This window comes from Nonomuraea sp. NPDC000554, assembly GCF_040300065.1.
Lineage (GTDB): Bacteria > Actinomycetota > Actinomycetes > Streptosporangiales > Streptosporangiaceae > Nonomuraea.
This window is the reverse complement of the sequence record NZ_JBEPDC010000041.1, coordinates 31,763-47,484: the sequence shown is the minus strand read 5'-3', so window position 1 is coordinate 47,484 and position 15,722 is coordinate 31,763. Positions and strand designations below refer to the sequence as shown.

Sequence of the window (15,722 nt, the reverse complement as noted above, 5' to 3'; positions counted from 1 at the left end):
CCTTCCGCGATTGTTCACTAATTGCCACCTATGTGCAGGTGCAAGTCCGTGTCCTAAAATAGGCGCGTTGCCGTGCCTAGTGGAGGATTTGGTCGTGCACGTACCCGATGGCTTCTTCAATGTAGCTGTGTCCGTTTCCGCCGGGGTCGTCGCGGCTGCCGGGGTCGCGGTCTGCCTCCGCGGCGCGCGGCGGGAACTCGACGACAGGACCGCGCCCATGGCCGGGCTCGTCGCCGCGTTCATCTTCGCCGTCCAGATGCTGAACTTCCCCGTCGCCGCGGGCACCAGCGGACACCTGCTCGGGGGCGCGCTGGCCGCGATACTCGTCGGGCCCTATACAGGGGTGCTGTGCATGGCGGTGGTCCTCCTGGTCCAGGGCGTCTTCTTCGCCGACGGCGGGCTGACCGCGCTCGGCATCAACGTCACGATCATGGGCATCGTCACCGTCCTGGTCGGCTGGGGTGTGTTCCGGCTGGTCAGCAGGGTCGCGCGGGGCAAGGGCGGGGTCACCGCCGCCGCGTTCCTGGCGGCGCTGATCTCCGTGCCGTCCGCGGCGCTGGTGTTCACGCTGCTGTTCTGGATCGGCGGCACCTCGCCGATCGCCGTGGGCACCGTGGCCGCCGCGATGGGCGGCGTGCACGTCCTGATCGGCATCGGCGAGGGCGTGATCACGGCGCTGACCGTGGGTGCGGTGCTGGCCGTCAGGCCCGACCTCGTCCACGGCGCCCGCGGCCTGGCCAAGCCGCTGGAACTGCGCGAAGCCGGGGGCGCGACGGTCACCGTGGGCGCCGAGGAGCGGCCGGCTCCCGCCCCGGGCGGGCTCAGGCCGTTCCTGCTCGGCGGTGTCGGGCTGACGCTGGTGCTGGCCGGGGTCGTGTCGTTCTTCGCCTCCTCCAGCCCCGACGGGCTGGAGGCCGTCGCCGAGAGCAAGGGCTTCCTGCACAAGGCGACCGACCACGCGCTCGGCTCGTGGGCGCTCGGCGACTACGGTGCCGCGGGCGGTATCCCTGTGGGCATCGCCGGGGTCATCGGCGTCGGGCTGACCCTGCTCATCGCCGGGATCGTGGCCTACGCGGCGCGCAACCGCACGAAGGTCAGGGCCTAGCCCGATGGGTGCGGGGCACCACCACCAGCTCTACCGGCCCGGCGACTCGGTCGTGCACCGGCTGCCGCCGCAGTGCAAGCTGCTGGCCGTCATCGCCTTCGCGATCGTGGTGGTGGCCACGCCACGCGAGAACTTCTGGGCGTTCGGGCTGTACGCGGTCATGCTGGCGGTCGTCGCGGGGGCGGCCCGGGTACCGCCCGCGTTCGTCCTGCGGCGGATGGTGATCGAGCTGCCGTTCGTGCTGTTCGCCTTCCTCATCCCGGTCATCGGGCTGGGGGAGCGCACCAGCGTGCTCGGCCTCTCGCTGAGCGTTCCCGGCCTGTGGGCGGGGTGGAACATCCTGGTCAAGGCCACGCTCGGGGTGGTGGCGTCCATCCTGCTCGCGGCCACGACCGAGCCCCGGGTGATCCTGGTGGGCGCGCAACGGCTGCGGGTGCCCACGCTGCTGGTGCAGATCGCCACGTTCATGCTGCGCTACCTGGACGTGATCGTGGACGAGATGCGGCGGATGCGGATCGCCAGGGAGTCCCGGGGGTTCGAGGCGCGGAACTTCCGCCACATCCCGGTGATCGCACGCTCTGCCGGGGCCCTGTTCATCCGCTCGTACGAGCGGGGTGAGAGAGTGCATCTGGCGATGCTCAGCCGAGGCTATGCGGGGCGGATGCCGATAATGCAGGAAATTTCGGCATCGGTGGGGCAATGGGCTGTCGCGCTCGCCCTGCCGGCCGTGGCTCTCGCCGTACTAGGACTGTCGCTGTGAACTCTCTCGAAGTCAGCAGGCTCGCCTACGCCTACCCCGACGGGACCCAGGCCTTGTTCGGCGTGGACCTCGCGATCGCCAGGGGCGAGCGCGTCGCGCTGCTCGGGCCGAACGGCGCGGGCAAGACCACGCTGGTCATGCACCTCAACGGCATCCTGAGCGCCGGGCACGGCACCGTGACCGTCGCGGGCACCCCGGTGCGCAAGGACACCCTCAAGGAGATCAGGCAGCGCGTCGGGCTGGTCTTCCAGGACCCCGACGACCAGCTCTTCATGCCCACCGTCCGCGACGACGTGGCCTTCGGGCCCGCCAACGCGGGCGTCACGGGCGAGGAACTGGACCGGGTCGTCAAGGACGCGCTGGAGCGCGTCGGCATGCTGCACGCCGCCGACCGGCCCCCGCACCACCTGTCGTTCGGCCAGCGCCGCCGGGTGGCGGTGGCGACCGTGCTGGCCATGCAGCCGGAGGTCCTGGTGCTGGACGAGCCGTCGTCCAACCTCGACCCGGCCGCCCGCAGGGAGCTCGCCGAGATCCTGCGCTCGCTGGACGTGACCGTGCTCATGGTCACCCACGACCTGCCGTACGCGCTGGAGCTCTGCGAGCGCTCGCTGATCCTGTCCGACGGCGTGATCGCGGCCGATGGGCCCACCGGCGAGCTGCTCGCCGACTCCGCCCTGCTCGCCGCCCACCGCCTGGAACTCCCGTACGGCTTCGCCATTCCCGCGCGCTAGGAAGACAGCCGCTCGCTGGGAGACGGCTAGGTGTGGCCGACCTCGCGCAGCCCGGCCAGCGCGCTCTCGGCGAACGCGGCGACGACCTCACCGCTCTGCGCGGGCAGCCACACGGCCGAGGTGGACCAGGTCAGGCGGGGTTCGTCGATCGGACGCCAGACCAGGCCGGCCGGCAGCGCGTCGTAGGGCTCCTCGTTCAGGTGCGCTCCCCGTCCCGCCATGACCAGCCCGTGCACGAAGTGCGGGTTGCGCGCGTGCCTGATCGCGCTGGGCAGGAAGCCGTTGTCGCGGCACGCCTCCAGCATGTGGTCGTACAGCTGGGGCGCCATCTCCCTGGGGAAGATCACCAGGGGGGACCCGTCGAGGGCGCGGAGCCGTACGACGTCCTGCTGGGCCGCGCGGTGCTCGGCGGGCAGCACCACGCCCAGCCTGCGGTGAACGACCGGGCTCGACTCCAGGCCGACCGTGTCGCACGGGTGCCTGATCAGGCCGACGTCCAGCTCCTCCGCGCGCAGCCTGGCGAGCTGGACGTGCGTCGTCAGTTCGTGCAGTTCGAGCAGGACGTCGGGGATGCGCGCGGTGAAGGCCGCCACCAGGGTCCTGAGCGTCATCGGCGTCGTGTCGGGCGGCACGCCCGCGCGTAGCACCCCCGACGCGCCGGGACGGATGCGGCGGATCGCCTCGCGGGCCGCGTCCGCGCGGCTCAGCACACCGCGGGCGTGTTCGAGCAGGAGGGCGCCCGCCTCGGTGAGCGCGACCCGGTGCGGATTCCGGTCGAACAGCCTGACGCCCAGCTCCCGTTCCAGGTCGCGGATGCGTTGCGACAGCGGAGGCTGCGCCATGTGCAGCCGCTCGGCTGCCCGGCCGAAGTGCAACTCCTCGGCCACCATCACGAAATACCGCAGATGACGTAGCTCCATCGAAGCGACCATATCTGCCATATCGCTCTGATATCGCCGGCAGTCCACATTGATGTTGGCCAGCGTCCCGCGGCACCTGGTTGTATCGCCGGAAACCTGTTGACCTGCGAAGGGACGCTTGTGACCGTACTGCTGGACCGTGACGGACCCGTCGCGGTGATCACCTTGAACCGGCCGGAGAAGCTGAACGCCTGGACCGCGGAGATGCGCGCGAGGCTGATCGAGCTGCTGCGCGCGGCCGGCGCCGACCCCGAGGTGCGCGCGGTCGTGCTCACAGGCGCCGGACGGGCCTTCTGCGCCGGCCAGGACCTGGGCGAGACGGCCACGATCGACCCGGACGACCACGCGGCGTCCGACGCCTGGATCGACGGCTTCGACGAGCTCTACCGCGCGCTGCTCGACCTCGACAAGCCCAGCGTGGCCGCGCTGAACGGGGTGGCGGCCGGATCGGGGTTCCAGTTCGCGCTCCTCGCCGACCTGCGCATCGGCCACTCCGGCACCCGGATGGGCCAGCCGGAGGTGCTGTCGGGCATCCCGAGCATCACCGGCATCTGGGCCATGTGGCACGTCCTCGGGCGCGCCAGGACCACCGAGTTCGCGCTCACCGGACGGCTGGTCGACGGGGCCGAGGCCGAACGGCTCGGGCTGCTGACCAGGCTGGTGGACCAGGACCAGGTGCTGCCCGCGGCGGTGGCCCAGGCGAAGGAGCTGGCCGCGCTGCCCCAGGGCGCGGTCGCCCTGACCAAGGGACGCCTCAGGGACCTGGAACAGGACGCCCTGGCCGACGCCGTCCGGACGGCCAAGAAGGTGCACGCCGCCGCCTACGCCACCGGCGAGCCCCAGCGGGAGATGGCCCGATTCCTCCGCGGGCGGGCGCGATGACCGAGTGGGAGGTGCCCGAGCGCTACAACATGGCCGTGGACGTCGCCGACCGCCATCCACGCGAGAACCTGGCACTGATCTTCGAGGACCACACCGGGCTGCACCAGGAGGTCCGCTGGGGCGAGGTGCAGGACCGCTCCCGCCAGGTGGCCGCCTACCTGCACCGGCTCGGCGTCCGGCCCGGCGACCGCGTCGCGGTCATGCTGGCGCAGCGGACCGACACCCCGGCGACCTACCTCGGCGTGCTGCGTACCGGGGCCGTGCTGGTGACGATGTCGCTGCTGTGGGCCGACGACCAGATCGCCTACCGGCTCGCCGACTCCGGCGCGTCCGTGCTGGTCACGGAGGCCGCCGAGGTGCGGAGGGCGGGCGACTACGGCGGAACCGTGGTCGACGTGGACGACCCGGCGATCGCGCTGCTCGCTCCGGAGTTCGACGACGCCGACACCGCCGCCGACGACCCGGCGCTGATCTTCTACACGTCCGGCACGACCGGGCCCGCCAAGGGCATCGTGCACGCGCACCGCACGCTGCTCGGCCACAACGAGTTCAGGCACTGCCACGACCTGCGTCCCGGCGACGTCTTCTACGGCGCGGGGGAGTGGGCCTGGTCGATGGCCAAGCTCATGGGGCCGCTGCGGGCCGGCGCGACGCACCTGGTGTACCGGCCCGAGGCCGGGTTCGACCCGGAGGGGCTGCTGGCCAGCATGGCGCGGAACGGGGTGACGACCGGGCTGGTCAACCCGACGTTCCTGCGCAAGATGCGCGAGCAGCTGCCCGATGCCGGTCTGCGCCACGCGCAGCGCCTGCGTACGGTGTGCTGCGCCAACGAGCCGCTCACCGTCGACCTGATCCGCTGGTTCCGCGACCAGTTCGGCGTCACCCTGCTCGACTACTACGGCTCCACCGAGTCCTACCCGCTGATCGGGAACTTCCCCGGCGTCCCGGTCAAGGAGGGCTCCATGGGGCGTCCGCTGCCCGGCTGGGACGTGGCGCTGCTGGACGAGTCCGAGCAGCCGGTTCCGGTGGGCGAGGTCGGCGAGATCTGCCTGCGGGCGCGGAGCAACCCGCAGTTCCCGCTGGGCTACTGGAACCGGCCGGACGCCTCCGCCGAGGTGTTCGGCGGCGAGTGGTTCCACACCAAGGACCACGCCCGGGTCGACGAGGACGGGTACTACTGGTTCCTCGGCCGCACCGACGACGTGATCAAGACGTCCGGCTACCGGGTGGGGCCCGACGAGATCGAGGAGGCGCTCCGCGCCCATCCGGCGGTCGCCGACGTGGGCGTGGCCGGGGTGCCCGACCCCGTGCGCGGCCAGGCGGTCAAGGCCTGGGTACGGACCGCGCCCGGCTACCGGCCGAGCGACGAGCTGGCGCGGGAGATCCGCGAGTTCGCCAAGACCACCCACTCGCGGTTCGCCTACCCGCGGCTGATCGAGTTCGTCGACGAACTGCCTCGATCGGCGACCGGAAAGATCCAGCGCGCGCGGCTCCGGCTGCGTGACACGACATGAGGAGCAGGCCATGATCGACAACACCCCCCACACCCGAACGGCCGTCCAACGCAAGGTCACGCTGGCCTCCGCGATCGGGAACTTCGTCGAATGGTTCGACTCCGCGGCCTATGCGGTGATGTCCGCGACGATCGCCGGGCTGTTCTTCCCCGGCTACGACAAGGCCGCCGCGCTGCTGGCCACCTGGGCGATCTTCGCGGGCGGGTTCGTCGCCCGCCCGCTCGGCGCGGCCTTCTTCGGCAGGTACGGAGACCGCCTCGGCCGCAACAGGATGCTGGCGCTGACGATTCTGACCATGAGCGGGGCCACCTTCCTCATCGGGATCCTGCCCGTCTACTCCGTGATCGGCGTGGCCGCGCCGATCCTGCTCTTTCTGCTGCGGTGCGCGCAGGGCTTCTCGACCGGTGGCGAGTACACCGGGGCGTCGGCCTTCATCGTGGAGTACGCGCCCGAGGGGCGGCGGGCCCGCTTCGCCGCCGCCGTGCCGGTGACCGTCGGGCTGGCCAGCGTGGCGGGGTCCGGCGTCGGGTTCCTGATCACGTCCGCGCTGTCCGTGGAGGCCCTGCAGAGCTGGGGCTGGCGCATCCCGTTCCTGCTCGCGGCGCCGCTCGGACTGATCGGCCTCTACCTGCGCTCCAAGGTCGAGGACACGCCCGTGTTCCGCTCCCTCGAACAGCGCGACGCGGTCGCGCAGGCGCCGCTGCGGGAGGCCGTGCGGCGGTGCGGCCGCCAGATCGCGACGCTGTTCGGCTACAGCATCACCAACGCCGTCGGGTACTACCTGATGAGCAGCTACATGATCGCCTACATGTCGGAGGAGCTCGGCTACTCAAAGAGCCAGGCCCAGCTCACCAACGTCGTGTCGATGCTCGCCTACAGCGTGGCGTGCCTGTTCGCGGCGTCGGCCAGCGACCGGTTCGGACGCCGGCCCATGCTCATCGTCGCCTGCGCGGGGTTCGTGCTCTTTCCGTTGCCCGCGTTCTGGCTGATGGGGGTGAACCTGGCCGGCGCGATGGTCGGCACGTCCCTGCTGGCCATGCTGGTCGCGGTGATCGGCACCTCGAACGTGCCCGCACTGGTGGAGATGTTCCCGGCCAAGGTGCGCGCCAGCAGCTCCGCGATCGGCTACACGGCCGCCTACGTCCTGTTCGGCGGGACGGCGCCGTTCGTGGCCACCGGGCTCGTCTCAGCGTCGGGCAGCGCGATCGCGCCCGGCTTCTACCTGGTGGCCGTCGCGGCGGTGTCGACCGTCGTGGTGCTGGTCTCCTTCAAGGAGACCCGCGACCTGCCGCTGGACCGGGGCGCCGAGGCCCGCTGACGGCCGGCCCGCCGCGTCGCCATCCCCTCTCCTCGGACCTCTCTGCTCGGACCTCGATGGCGGCGCTTTCGCGCAATCTGGTCTCCAACGTTGAATCCGCGTGCCTCGCGGGTAGGTCTGGTGAGCACCTCCAGCGTGGTGCCCCCCGGGACGACGAGGAAGACGATGCCCAGCTGCGTGACGGCGACGTTGTTGACCACCCCACACCCATCCCCACCAGGGCGGACAGCGCGGCCGGCGGCGCCGGTGCGATCACCGTCCGGCGGATGGCGGCCTTCTGCGGGCTGACCGCGACGGACGGCCGGCGCACGCCCGGTTCCGTCCCGTCCTTCCGCATACGACTGATCATGGTTTCCGCATGCTCGGTATCAGGGGATGTCGAAGTACAGTGGCTCATCGAGGAGGGGCCAAATGAAGCTGCGGCTTGCGCGACACGCGATGGGTGATGCCGTGGTGGTGGCCGTGGAGGGCGAACTTGACCTGTTCACCGCACCGTTCCTGCGCGACGAGGTGCGCGACGCGATCAAGCAGGACGGCGCCAGGCTCGTCCTCGACCTCCAGCAGCTCTCGTTCATGGACTCCAGCGGGTTGTCCGTGCTGATCGAGGCGTGGCGGCTGGCCACCGGCGAGGGCGGCGGGGTGTCGCTGGCGGGCCCCCAGGCCCCGGTGGCGCGGATCCTGCGCACCACCGGGCTCGACCGGCGGATCAAGGTGTACAGCGACGTCGACAGCGCCGTTGGTGAGATTTAACCGGCCCCGAGTAGAACTTCATTCGGTAGGCGGGTTAGGGTCCGGGATATGGACGTGAACGGATCCGCAGCAATCATCTCAGGTGGCGCCAGCGGCCTCGGCGAGGCCACCGCCCGCGAGCTCGCCCGGCAGGGCGCCACCGTCGTCATCGCCGACCTCAACGAGGAACGCGGCAAGGCCGTCGCCGACGAGCTGGGCGGCGTCTTCGCCAGGACGGACGTGTCCGACGACGAGCAGGTGCAGGCCGCCGTCGACGCGGCCGTGGCCACCGGCAAGCCGCTGCGCGTCGTGGTGAACAGCGCGGGCATCGGCTGGGCCGAGCGGACGGTCAACCGTGAGGGCGAGCCCCACAACCCCGCCAGCTACCGCAAGGTCATCGAGGTCAACCTGGTCGGCACGTTCAACCTCATGCGCATCGGCGCGGCGGCCATCGCCAAGACCGAGCCGGTCGACGCCGACGGGCAGCGCGGCGTGGTGGTCAACACCGCGTCCGTCGCGGCGCTGGAGGGGCAGACCGGGCAGCTCGCCTACTCCGCGTCCAAGGGCGGCATCGTGGGCATGACCGTCCCCGCGGCGCGCGACCTGGCGGCGATCGGCGTGCGGGTGAACACGATCTGCCCCGGGATCATCGACACGCCGATCTACGGCTTCGCGGCCAACGCCGAGGAGTTCAAGGCCAAGCTGGTGGCGCCGGTGGTGTTCCCGAAGCGGATGGGGCGCGCCGACGAGTTCGCGCACCTGGTGCGGTCGCTGATCGAGAACGACTACATGAACGCCGAGGTCGTCCGGTTCGACGGTGGTATCCGCTTCCAGCCCAAGTGAGGTCCCGTGTCTGACGAAGTGCTCGTCGAGGAGTCCAGCGGCGTCGCCGTGATCACGATCAACCGTCCCGCCGCGCGCAACGCGGTGAACGGGGCGGTGGCCCGGGGGATCGCGGAGGCGCTCGACACGCTGGACGCCCGTCCGGAAATTTCGGCGTACGTCCTGACCGGCGCGGGCGGCACCTTCTGCGCGGGGATGGACCTCAAGGGGTTCCTGTCCGGCGACCTTCCGGTGGTCGAGGGGCGCGGCTTCGGCGGCCTCGCCGAGGCGCCGCCCAAGAAGCCGCTCGTGGCGGCCGTCGAAGGGTACGCGCTCGCGGGCGGCTTCGAACTGGCGCTGTCATGCGACCTCGTCGTGGCGTCCACGGAGGCCAAGTTCGGCCTGCCGGAGCCCAAGCGCGGGCTGGTGGCGGGGGCGGGCGGCATCATGCGGCTGCCGCGCCGGATCCCGTACCACGTCGCCATGGAGATCGCCCTGACCGGCGACCACTACCCGGCGTCGCGCCTGTACGAACTGGGGCTGGTCAACCGGGTCACCGAACCGGGGCAGGCGCTGGAGGGCGCGCTGGAACTCGCCCGCAAGATCGCCGCCAACGCCCCGCTGGCGCTGGCCGCCACCAAGAAGGTCATCATCGAGTCGCAGGACTGGCCGCTGGACGAGATGTTCAAGCGGCAGGGGCCGATCATCCACCCGGTCTTCGGCTCGAAGGACGCGATGGAGGGCGCGGCGGCCTTCGCCGAGAAGCGCGCCCCGCAGTGGAAGGGCGAGTAACCCCGCCCCGACCGTCACAGGAGCGCCCCGCCCGCGTGGGGCGCTCCTGGAGTCGCACGGCAGGAGCGCCCCCGCGCGCGTGGGGCGCTCCTCCTCGGACCACCAAGGGGTTCTCGAGCCGGTGGCTGGAGGCCGCCCCAGGCCGCCTTTCACGGCACCGGCAGCGTGGGTGAACTTTCTTAGCGCGCGCATAACCCTTCCTACGTACGGTAAAGGGGAAGGACATCCAGCAGGAGGGGCGCATGAGCGACTATTCGAGGTCCGCGTTCGAGTCGGCCAAGCGCAACACCGGCACCCTCCTGTCGGGGGCGCTGAGCGCCCTGCTCATCATGGTCGCGGTCGTGGCCACCATGTGGATCGTCGAGATCTTCGACTACGTGCTCAACGGCTCCCTCGACAGGGAGTTCGGCATCGTGGGGCTCGACCCTGACGGCCTGCCGGGCATCCTCTTCGCGCCGTTCCTGCACGTCGGTTTCGGCCATCTGATGGCCAACTCGCTGCCGCTGTTCATCCTCGGCTTCCTGGCGGCCCTGCGCGGCATCGGCAGGTTCCTCTCGGCCAGCCTCCTGATCATCCTGATCGGCGGCCTGGGCACCTGGCTCACCAGCCCCGGCGTCATCACGGTCGGAGCCAGCGGCCTGGTCTTCGGCTACTTCGGCTACGTCCTGGCCCGCGGCCTGTTCGACCGCCGCCCCCTGGACATCGTCATCGGCATCGGCGTCGCGATCGCGTACTACTCGATCCTGTGGGGCCTGCTGCCCAACCAGCAGGGCATCTCCTGGCAGGGCCACCTGTTCGGGCTGATCGGAGGCGTCGTCTCCGCCTGGGTCCTGCGCCGCAAGCCCGTCACGACGCTCTGACGTCCCGACGAAGACCCCGTCCTCGACGGTCGTGCAGCCGTGCCCAGATACCTGACAGGCCCTGTCAGGTATGGCTAATAGCATGGGAGGCGTAAGCGAGAACGGCAAGGAGAAGACCTGCATGAGCGACAACACCTTCACGGTTACCGTCTGGGACGAGAAGGTCGTCAGCGGCGAAGAAGGACAACCCCGCTTTGCCAACGCCCACACCGAGAACCGCTACAACGGCCTGATCCAGGGCACGTCCGCCTGCGACTATCTCCTGCACTACGTGGGCCCGGGGTTCGCCTCCGGAACGACGACCGCACACGGCCTCGAACGCATCGAAGGCAGCGTCGCCGGACGCAGCGGAACATTCATGATCAAGCATGAGCTTCGGTACAGCGCCGAGGGGATCGAGGCCACCTTCGCGGTGGTCGACGGCTCGGGCACCGGCGAACTCGCCGGACTTCGCGGGCAGGGCAGTTACTCCGCCAAGGTCGCGGTGCATGAAGTGCCCTACACCTTCACCTATTCGCTGTAATTCTCGCTGGGACTTCGTCACGACGATGGACCTCACCGTAAGGTCCGCTGCATGGCTCAGTGGCCAGGTTGTCGACGGCGGGTGGTGCTGCTGACCGCCGCCGGGGTGCAGGCTCGCGCGGGAGTGACCGCTAGGGCGCGAGCGTGCCGTGACCGGACACGAGCGGCTCCTTAGCCGCCTCTCCTCCCAGCGCGCCGGAACGCTGGCCGTCCTCGCTCTCGTGAAGCGCGCACCGCAGCCGCTCACGCGGCGCTGTGGCCTGTGGCAAAGCTGCCTGGGCGCGAGAGGAGAGGCGGCGGTCAGTTCGCCGTGGTGCGCTGGGCGGCGTGGTGGGCGGGCGGAGGGGCCTGGTCGGCGTGGACGCGTTCGGCGGGGGAGGTGGACAGCATGCGGTCGATGTGGGCGAGGCCGATGGCGGAGACGACGAAGGCCAGGTGGATCACGGTCTGCCACATGATCTTGTCGTTGGCGATGTCCTTGGCCTTGATGAAGGTCTGCAGCAGGTGAACCGAGGAGATGCCGATGATGGCCGTCGCCAGCTTGACCTTGAGGACGTTCGCGTTGACGTGTGAGAGCCATTCCGGCTCGTCGGGGTGGTCGTTGAGGTTGATGCGGGAGACGAACGTCTCGTAGCCGCCGATGATCACCATGATGAGCAGGTTGGAGATCATCACGACGTCGATCAGCGCCAGCACCGTGAGCATGACGACGACCTCCGGCGAGGAGTCGGCCGCCTGCGCGGGCTGCGGAGAGGTCTCCGGATGGAGGAAGACGGCGGAGATCAGGTGCCAGAGTTCCACCATGAACTGCCACACGTACACCGCCTGTGCCACGATCAGGCCCAGGTAGAGCGGGACCTGAAGCCAGCGGCTGGCGAACATCAGGTAGCCGAGGCCCTTGGGGCGGGCGGAATCCGTTCCGGAGATGGCGGACAAAAGCGAGCAACCCCTTATCGTGTGCGTTTTCCCGGCAAGTCTACGGAAACGGATCAACCCCGGCGGCGCGGCCGGCTTCCCGGCTTGCTCGGCCTGACGGCGGCTCCCGGCTTGCTCGGCCCGGCCGCGGGGTCTCCTGGCCCACTCAACCCGGCCGCGGCGACATCCCGGTGAACGGAACCTGGCCGCCCAGCCGCGGGCCCACGGCCGACCGGCTGCCCGTCCTCCGGCTGCGAAACGGCTGATCGGCTCGGCGTCGGCCGATGGAGGCGGAGAAATCCCCTGGCCGGGCGGCGCCCTTTCGGGCAAGAATGTTTACTACTCGTCGAGCCGAGAGGTCGGTCCGTTGGCGAACCTGGGTTCCCTGGAAAGCGCGATCATGGACGTGCTGTGGGAGGCGGGCAACCCGATGCGCGTCAGAGAACTCCTGGCCAGGCTCAACGAGGACCGCGACCTCGCCTACACCACCGTGCAGACGGTCGCCGAGCGGCTGGTGAAGAAGGGCCTGCTCGTCCGTACCCCGTACCGTAACGCCTTCCGCTACTCCACGGTCAGCTCGAGGGACGAGCACGTCGCCCAGCTCATGCTGGAGGCGCTGGCCGCCAGCGCCGACAGGCTGCCGGTGCTGGCGCGGTTCGCCCACGCCGTCGAGGAGACCGACGCGCTGGCACTCCTCGACGAGCTGTCACGTAGGACGGGTCAGAGGCGCTCGACCACGTAGTCGACGCAGACCGTCAGCGCCTCGATGTCGGACGGCTCGATCGCCGGGAACATCGCGATGCGCAGCTGGTTGCGGCCCAGCTTGCGGTACGGCTCGGTGTCGACGATGCCGTTGGCGCGCAGGACCTTCGCCACCGCGGCCGCGTCGACGTCGTCGGAGAAGTCGATCGTGCCGACCACCTGCGAGCGGTACTCGGGCGCGGCGAACGGCGTGGCGTAGGAGGACTTCTCGGCCCAGGTGTAGAGGCGCTGGGACGAGTCGGCGGTGCGGGACGTGGTCCAGGCCAGGCCGCCGTTGCCGTTCATCCAGTCGAGCTGGTCGGCCAGCAGGAAGAGCGTGGCCACGGCGGGCGTGTTGTAGGTCTGGTCCTTGGCGGAGTTGTCGATGGCGATCGGCAGGCTGAAGAACTCCGGCACGAACCGGTCGGTGGCGGCGATCTCCTCGACCCTGGCCAGGGCCCGCGGCGACATGATCGCGATCCACAGGCCGCCGTCGGAGGCGAAGCTCTTCTGCGGGGCGAAGTAGTAGACGTCCGTCTCCTCGATGGAGACGGGCAGCCCGCCCGCGCCGGACGTGGCGTCGACCAGCACCAGCGAGTCGCCGGAGCCGACCCGCTTGATCGGCATGGCGACGCCGGTGGAGGTCTCGTTGTGGGTGAGCGCGTAGACGTCGACGCCTTCCTCGGCCACGGCCTCGGGGTACGTGCCGACCTCGGACTTGATCACCGAGGGGTCGGCCAGCCACGGCGCCTTCTTGGCGACCGTGGCGAACTTGGAGGAGAACTCGCCGAACGACAGGTGCTGCGACTTCTCACGGATGAGCCCGAAGGAGGCGATGTCCCAGAACGCGGTGGTGCCGCCGTTGCCCAGCACGACCTGGTAGCCCTCAGGCAGCGAGAAAAGGTCGGCGAGCCCGGAGCGGACGCGGCCGACCAGGTTCTTGACCGGCTTCTGGCGGTGGGAGGTGCCCATCACGTCGGCGCCGGAGGCGGCGAGCGCGGCCAGCTGCTCGGTACGAACCTTCGAGGGCCCGCAGCCGAATCGGCCGTCGGCGGGCTTGATGTCAGCGGGAATCACGATGTCAGCCACACGACCAGGGTACTGAGCCCCCGAGAGCTGACTCGGCCCGGGTCCGTCATCTGAGACCCGGGCCGTCATGCGTGAGGGTCAGATGGTGCCGACGACCTCGGAGGCACCGGGCACGTCGCTGAGTGGGCGCGAGGCCGGGCCGGTGTAGGTGGCGCTGGGGCGGACGAGCCTGCCCGTGCGCTTCTGCTCCAGGATGTGCGCGGCCCAGCCGGCGGTCCTGGCGCAGGTGAACATGGAGGTGAACATGTGCGAGGGAACCTCGGCGAAGTCGAGGACGACGGCCGCCCAGTACTCCACGTTGGTAGCGAGCACGCGGTCGGGCTTGCGCGCGTGCAGCTCCTCCAGCGCCGCCTGCTCCAGCGCGGCGGCGACCTCGTAGCGAGGCGCGTCGAGCTCCTTGGCCGTGCGGCGCAGGACGCGCGCACGCGGGTCTTCGGCACGGTAGACGCGGTGGCCGAAGCCCATCAGCCTGTTGCCCTTGTCCAGTTCACCCTGGACGTACTTCTTGGCGTCGCCGAGTTGCTCGACGCCTTCGATCATGTGCAGCACGCGGGCCGGAGCGCCGCCGTGGAGCGGGCCCGACATGGCGCCGACGGCTCCCGAGAGCGCGGCGGCCACGTCGGCGCCGGTGGAGGCGATGACGCGGGCGGTGAACGTCGAGGCGTTCATGCCGTGCTCGGCAGCGGAGGTCCAGTAGGCGTCGATGGCCTTGACGTGCTTGGGGTCGGGCTCGCCGCGCCAGCGGATCATGAAACGTTCGACGATGGTCTTGGCCTCGTCGACGCGGCTCTGCGGCACCATCGGCAGGCCGAGCCCGCGCGCCGACTGCGCCACGAAGGACAGGGCCATCACGGAGGCGCGGGCGAGCTGGTCGCGTGCCTCCTCGTCGGAGATGTCGAGCAGGGCCTTGAAGCCGTAGGCCGGAGCCAGCATGGCCAGCGCGCTCTGCACATCTACGCGGATGTCACCGGAGTGGACGGGGATGGGGTACGGCTCCGCCGGGGGGAGACCCGGCTGGAACTTGTTGTCAACCAGCAGGCCCCAAACGTGCCCGAAGGGGACACGACCGACCAGCTCCTCGATATCGACGCCCCGGTATCGAAGGGCGCCCCCTTCTTTGTCCGGTTCCGCGATCTCGGTCTCGAAGGCCACTACGCCCTCGAGGCCGGGTTTGAAGTCGGACATGCTCGGCCGCCTCCCTTTCTTGCCATGTTCCGGCAATGCCTTGATGTCGAGATACCGGCGGGTCAATTTAACCCCCTGCTAGCTTGTGCCCGGTCTTCGGACCCGCCGGAAGGCGAAAAGCTGCTGGTAGGGAGTGTTGTGTGGGATCTGCCACCAAGCGCGACACAATACCGTCTCGTGGATGCCACCTCGCGCCCGCCCTCGCTGGCGGGGCTACGCCGTACATATGAGGGCGAGCCGCTGCTCGAATCCGATCTGGCCGCCGATCCCATCACGCAGTTCACCCGCTGGTTCCAGGACGCGCTCGAATCGGGCCTGCCGGAGCCGAACGCCATGGTGCTTGCCACCGCCTCCGCCGGAGGCCGTCCGAGCGCCAGAACAGTCCTGCTGAAGGGCTACGACGAGCGCGGGTTCGTCTTCTACACCAACTACGAGTCGCGCAAGGGCCGCGACCTGGCCGAGAACGGTCGCGCCTCGCTGCTGTTCCCCTGGCACCCGATCCGCCGTCAGGTGCGCGTCGAGGGCCTGGTGGCGCGGCTGCCGCACGAGGAGTCGGCCGAGTACTTCACCTCCCGGCCGTACGGGTCGCGCATCGGGGCCTGGGCGTCGCGCCAGTCGGCGGTCGTGCGCTCCAGGGAGGAGCTGGACGCCCGCTACGCCGAGATGGCCGAGCGCTGGCCGGAGGATCCGCCGGTGCCCGACTTCTGGGGCGGGTACCGGGTCGTCCCCTCGGAGGTGGAGTTCTGGCAGGGACAGCTCGACCGGATGCACGACCGCCTCCGCTACCGTCGCTCCCACCCCGGTTGGATCGTTGAGAGACTCGCCCCTTAATGTGCT

17 protein-coding genes are annotated in these 15,722 nt (G+C 70.1%); 13 read left to right on the top strand and 4 right to left on the bottom strand.

Annotation, left to right across the window (positions count from 1 at the left end; all coding sequences use genetic code 11):
* Positions 1-79: 79 nt before the first annotated feature.
* Genes ABT294_RS46280 through ABT294_RS46270 form a run of 3 tightly spaced genes read left to right on the top strand, consistent with a single transcriptional unit; the run spans position 80 to position 2,596 of the window.
* Positions 80-1,105 (top strand): energy-coupling factor ABC transporter permease, encoded by a 1,026-nt coding sequence (locus ABT294_RS46280; protein ID WP_350812926.1) that lies wholly within the window; start codon positions 80-82, stop codon positions 1,103-1,105.
* Positions 1,106-1,109: 4 nt separating this feature from the next.
* Positions 1,110-1,865, top strand: a complete 756-nt coding sequence (cbiQ, locus tag ABT294_RS46275) for a cobalt ECF transporter T component CbiQ (RefSeq protein ID WP_350812889.1) — start codon at positions 1,110-1,112, stop codon at positions 1,863-1,865.
* On the top strand, positions 1,862-2,596 hold the full coding sequence (locus tag ABT294_RS46270; protein ID WP_350812888.1) for an energy-coupling factor ABC transporter ATP-binding protein: 735 nt from the start codon (positions 1,862-1,864) through the stop codon (positions 2,594-2,596). Before cbiQ ends, ABT294_RS46270 begins: the two co-directional genes overlap by 4 nt.
* 26 nt (positions 2,597-2,622) lie before the next feature.
* Here the strand turns inward: ABT294_RS46270 and ABT294_RS46265 are convergent, their stop codons facing one another.
* The gene (locus tag ABT294_RS46265; protein WP_350812887.1) at positions 2,623-3,516 is read right to left on the bottom strand and encodes a LysR substrate-binding domain-containing protein; all 894 of its coding nucleotides are present in this window, start codon (positions 3,514-3,516) and stop codon (positions 2,623-2,625) included.
* 120 nt (positions 3,517-3,636) lie between these two features.
* On the opposite strand from ABT294_RS46265, the gene ABT294_RS46260 reads away from it, so the two are divergent.
* The 8 genes from ABT294_RS46260 to ABT294_RS46225 all read left to right on the top strand — a co-directional run bounded on the left by ABT294_RS46260 (position 3,637) and on the right by ABT294_RS46225 (position 10,956).
* Positions 3,637-4,398, top strand: coding sequence for an enoyl-CoA hydratase/isomerase family protein (locus ABT294_RS46260; RefSeq protein WP_350812886.1), 762 nt, complete (start codon positions 3,637-3,639; stop codon positions 4,396-4,398).
* Complete coding sequence (locus tag ABT294_RS46255; RefSeq protein WP_350812885.1) at positions 4,395-5,912, top strand: acetate--CoA ligase; 1,518 nt, start codon at positions 4,395-4,397, stop codon at positions 5,910-5,912. The genes ABT294_RS46260 and ABT294_RS46255 overlap by 4 nt, the downstream gene beginning before the upstream one ends.
* A 10-nt stretch (positions 5,913-5,922) precedes the next feature.
* A complete protein-coding gene (locus tag ABT294_RS46250; RefSeq protein WP_350812884.1) occupies positions 5,923-7,230 on the top strand; it encodes an MFS transporter in 1,308 nt (435 codons plus the stop codon).
* A 411-nt stretch (positions 7,231-7,641) separates the two neighbouring features.
* On the top strand, positions 7,642-7,980 hold the full coding sequence (locus tag ABT294_RS46245) for an anti-sigma factor antagonist (RefSeq protein WP_350812883.1): 339 nt from the start codon (positions 7,642-7,644) through the stop codon (positions 7,978-7,980).
* A 48-nt stretch (positions 7,981-8,028) separates the two neighbouring features.
* Positions 8,029-8,802 carry an SDR family NAD(P)-dependent oxidoreductase gene (locus ABT294_RS46240; protein ID WP_350812882.1) on the top strand — a complete coding sequence of 258 codons (774 nt, stop codon included), beginning with the start codon at positions 8,029-8,031 and terminating at the stop codon, positions 8,800-8,802.
* 6 nt (positions 8,803-8,808) lie between these two features.
* The gene (locus tag ABT294_RS46235) at positions 8,809-9,573 is read left to right on the top strand and encodes a crotonase/enoyl-CoA hydratase family protein (RefSeq protein WP_350812881.1); all 765 of its coding nucleotides are present in this window, start codon (positions 8,809-8,811) and stop codon (positions 9,571-9,573) included.
* 242 nt (positions 9,574-9,815) lie between these two features.
* Positions 9,816-10,433 carry a rhomboid family intramembrane serine protease gene (locus ABT294_RS46230; RefSeq protein ID WP_350812880.1) on the top strand — a complete coding sequence of 206 codons (618 nt, stop codon included), beginning with the start codon at positions 9,816-9,818 and terminating at the stop codon, positions 10,431-10,433.
* Between the two features lie 121 nt (positions 10,434-10,554).
* Positions 10,555-10,956 carry a DUF3224 domain-containing protein gene (locus ABT294_RS46225; RefSeq protein WP_350812879.1) on the top strand — a complete coding sequence of 134 codons (402 nt, stop codon included), beginning with the start codon at positions 10,555-10,557 and terminating at the stop codon, positions 10,954-10,956.
* Between the two features lie 299 nt (positions 10,957-11,255).
* On the opposite strand, the gene ABT294_RS46220 is transcribed toward ABT294_RS46225, so the two are convergent.
* Positions 11,256-11,891, bottom strand: a complete 636-nt coding sequence (locus ABT294_RS46220) for a TIGR00645 family protein (protein WP_350812878.1) — start codon at positions 11,889-11,891, stop codon at positions 11,256-11,258.
* 346 nt (positions 11,892-12,237) lie between these two features.
* On the opposite strand from ABT294_RS46220, the gene ABT294_RS46215 reads away from it, so the two are divergent.
* On the top strand, positions 12,238-12,612 hold the full coding sequence (locus ABT294_RS46215; RefSeq protein WP_350812877.1) for a BlaI/MecI/CopY family transcriptional regulator: 375 nt from the start codon (positions 12,238-12,240) through the stop codon (positions 12,610-12,612).
* Here the strand turns inward: ABT294_RS46215 and serC are convergent.
* Both serC and ABT294_RS46205 read right to left on the bottom strand, forming a co-directional pair.
* Positions 12,591-13,700: a phosphoserine transaminase gene (gene serC / locus ABT294_RS46210; protein ID WP_350812876.1), complete on the bottom strand. Its 1,110-nt coding sequence runs from the start codon at positions 13,698-13,700 to the stop codon at positions 12,591-12,593. The genes ABT294_RS46215 and serC overlap by 22 nt on opposite strands.
* 78 nt (positions 13,701-13,778) lie before the next feature.
* Positions 13,779-14,885 carry a citrate synthase 2 gene (locus ABT294_RS46205; RefSeq protein ID WP_350812875.1) on the bottom strand — a complete coding sequence of 369 codons (1,107 nt, stop codon included), beginning with the start codon at positions 14,883-14,885 and terminating at the stop codon, positions 13,779-13,781.
* A gap of 177 nt (positions 14,886-15,062) precedes the next feature.
* Between ABT294_RS46205 and pdxH the strand changes: the two genes are divergently transcribed.
* The gene (gene pdxH, locus ABT294_RS46200) at positions 15,063-15,716 is read left to right on the top strand and encodes a pyridoxamine 5'-phosphate oxidase (RefSeq protein WP_350812874.1); all 654 of its coding nucleotides are present in this window, start codon (positions 15,063-15,065) and stop codon (positions 15,714-15,716) included.
* The last annotated feature ends 6 nt before the right edge of the window (positions 15,717-15,722 follow it).

Bases quoted from the DNA above. Each gene is read 5' to 3' on its own strand.
- cbiQ (WP_350812889.1), top strand. From the start codon at position 1,110: ATGGGTGCGGGGCACCACCACCAGCTCTACCGGCCCGGCGACTCGGTC.
- ABT294_RS46265 (WP_350812887.1), bottom strand. From the start codon at position 3,516: ATGGAGCTACGTCATCTGCGGTATTTCGTGATGGTGGCCGAGGAGTTG.
- ABT294_RS46255 (WP_350812885.1), top strand. From the start codon at position 4,395: ATGACCGAGTGGGAGGTGCCCGAGCGCTACAACATGGCCGTGGACGTC.
- ABT294_RS46250 (WP_350812884.1), top strand. From the start codon at position 5,923: ATGATCGACAACACCCCCCACACCCGAACGGCCGTCCAACGCAAGGTC.
- ABT294_RS46245 (WP_350812883.1), top strand. From the start codon at position 7,642: ATGAAGCTGCGGCTTGCGCGACACGCGATGGGTGATGCCGTGGTGGTG.
- ABT294_RS46240 (WP_350812882.1), top strand. From the start codon at position 8,029: ATGGACGTGAACGGATCCGCAGCAATCATCTCAGGTGGCGCCAGCGGC.
- ABT294_RS46230 (WP_350812880.1), top strand. From the start codon at position 9,816: ATGAGCGACTATTCGAGGTCCGCGTTCGAGTCGGCCAAGCGCAACACC.
- ABT294_RS46225 (WP_350812879.1), top strand. From the start codon at position 10,555: ATGAGCGACAACACCTTCACGGTTACCGTCTGGGACGAGAAGGTCGTC.
- ABT294_RS46205 (WP_350812875.1), bottom strand. From the start codon at position 14,885: ATGTCCGACTTCAAACCCGGCCTCGAGGGCGTAGTGGCCTTCGAGACC.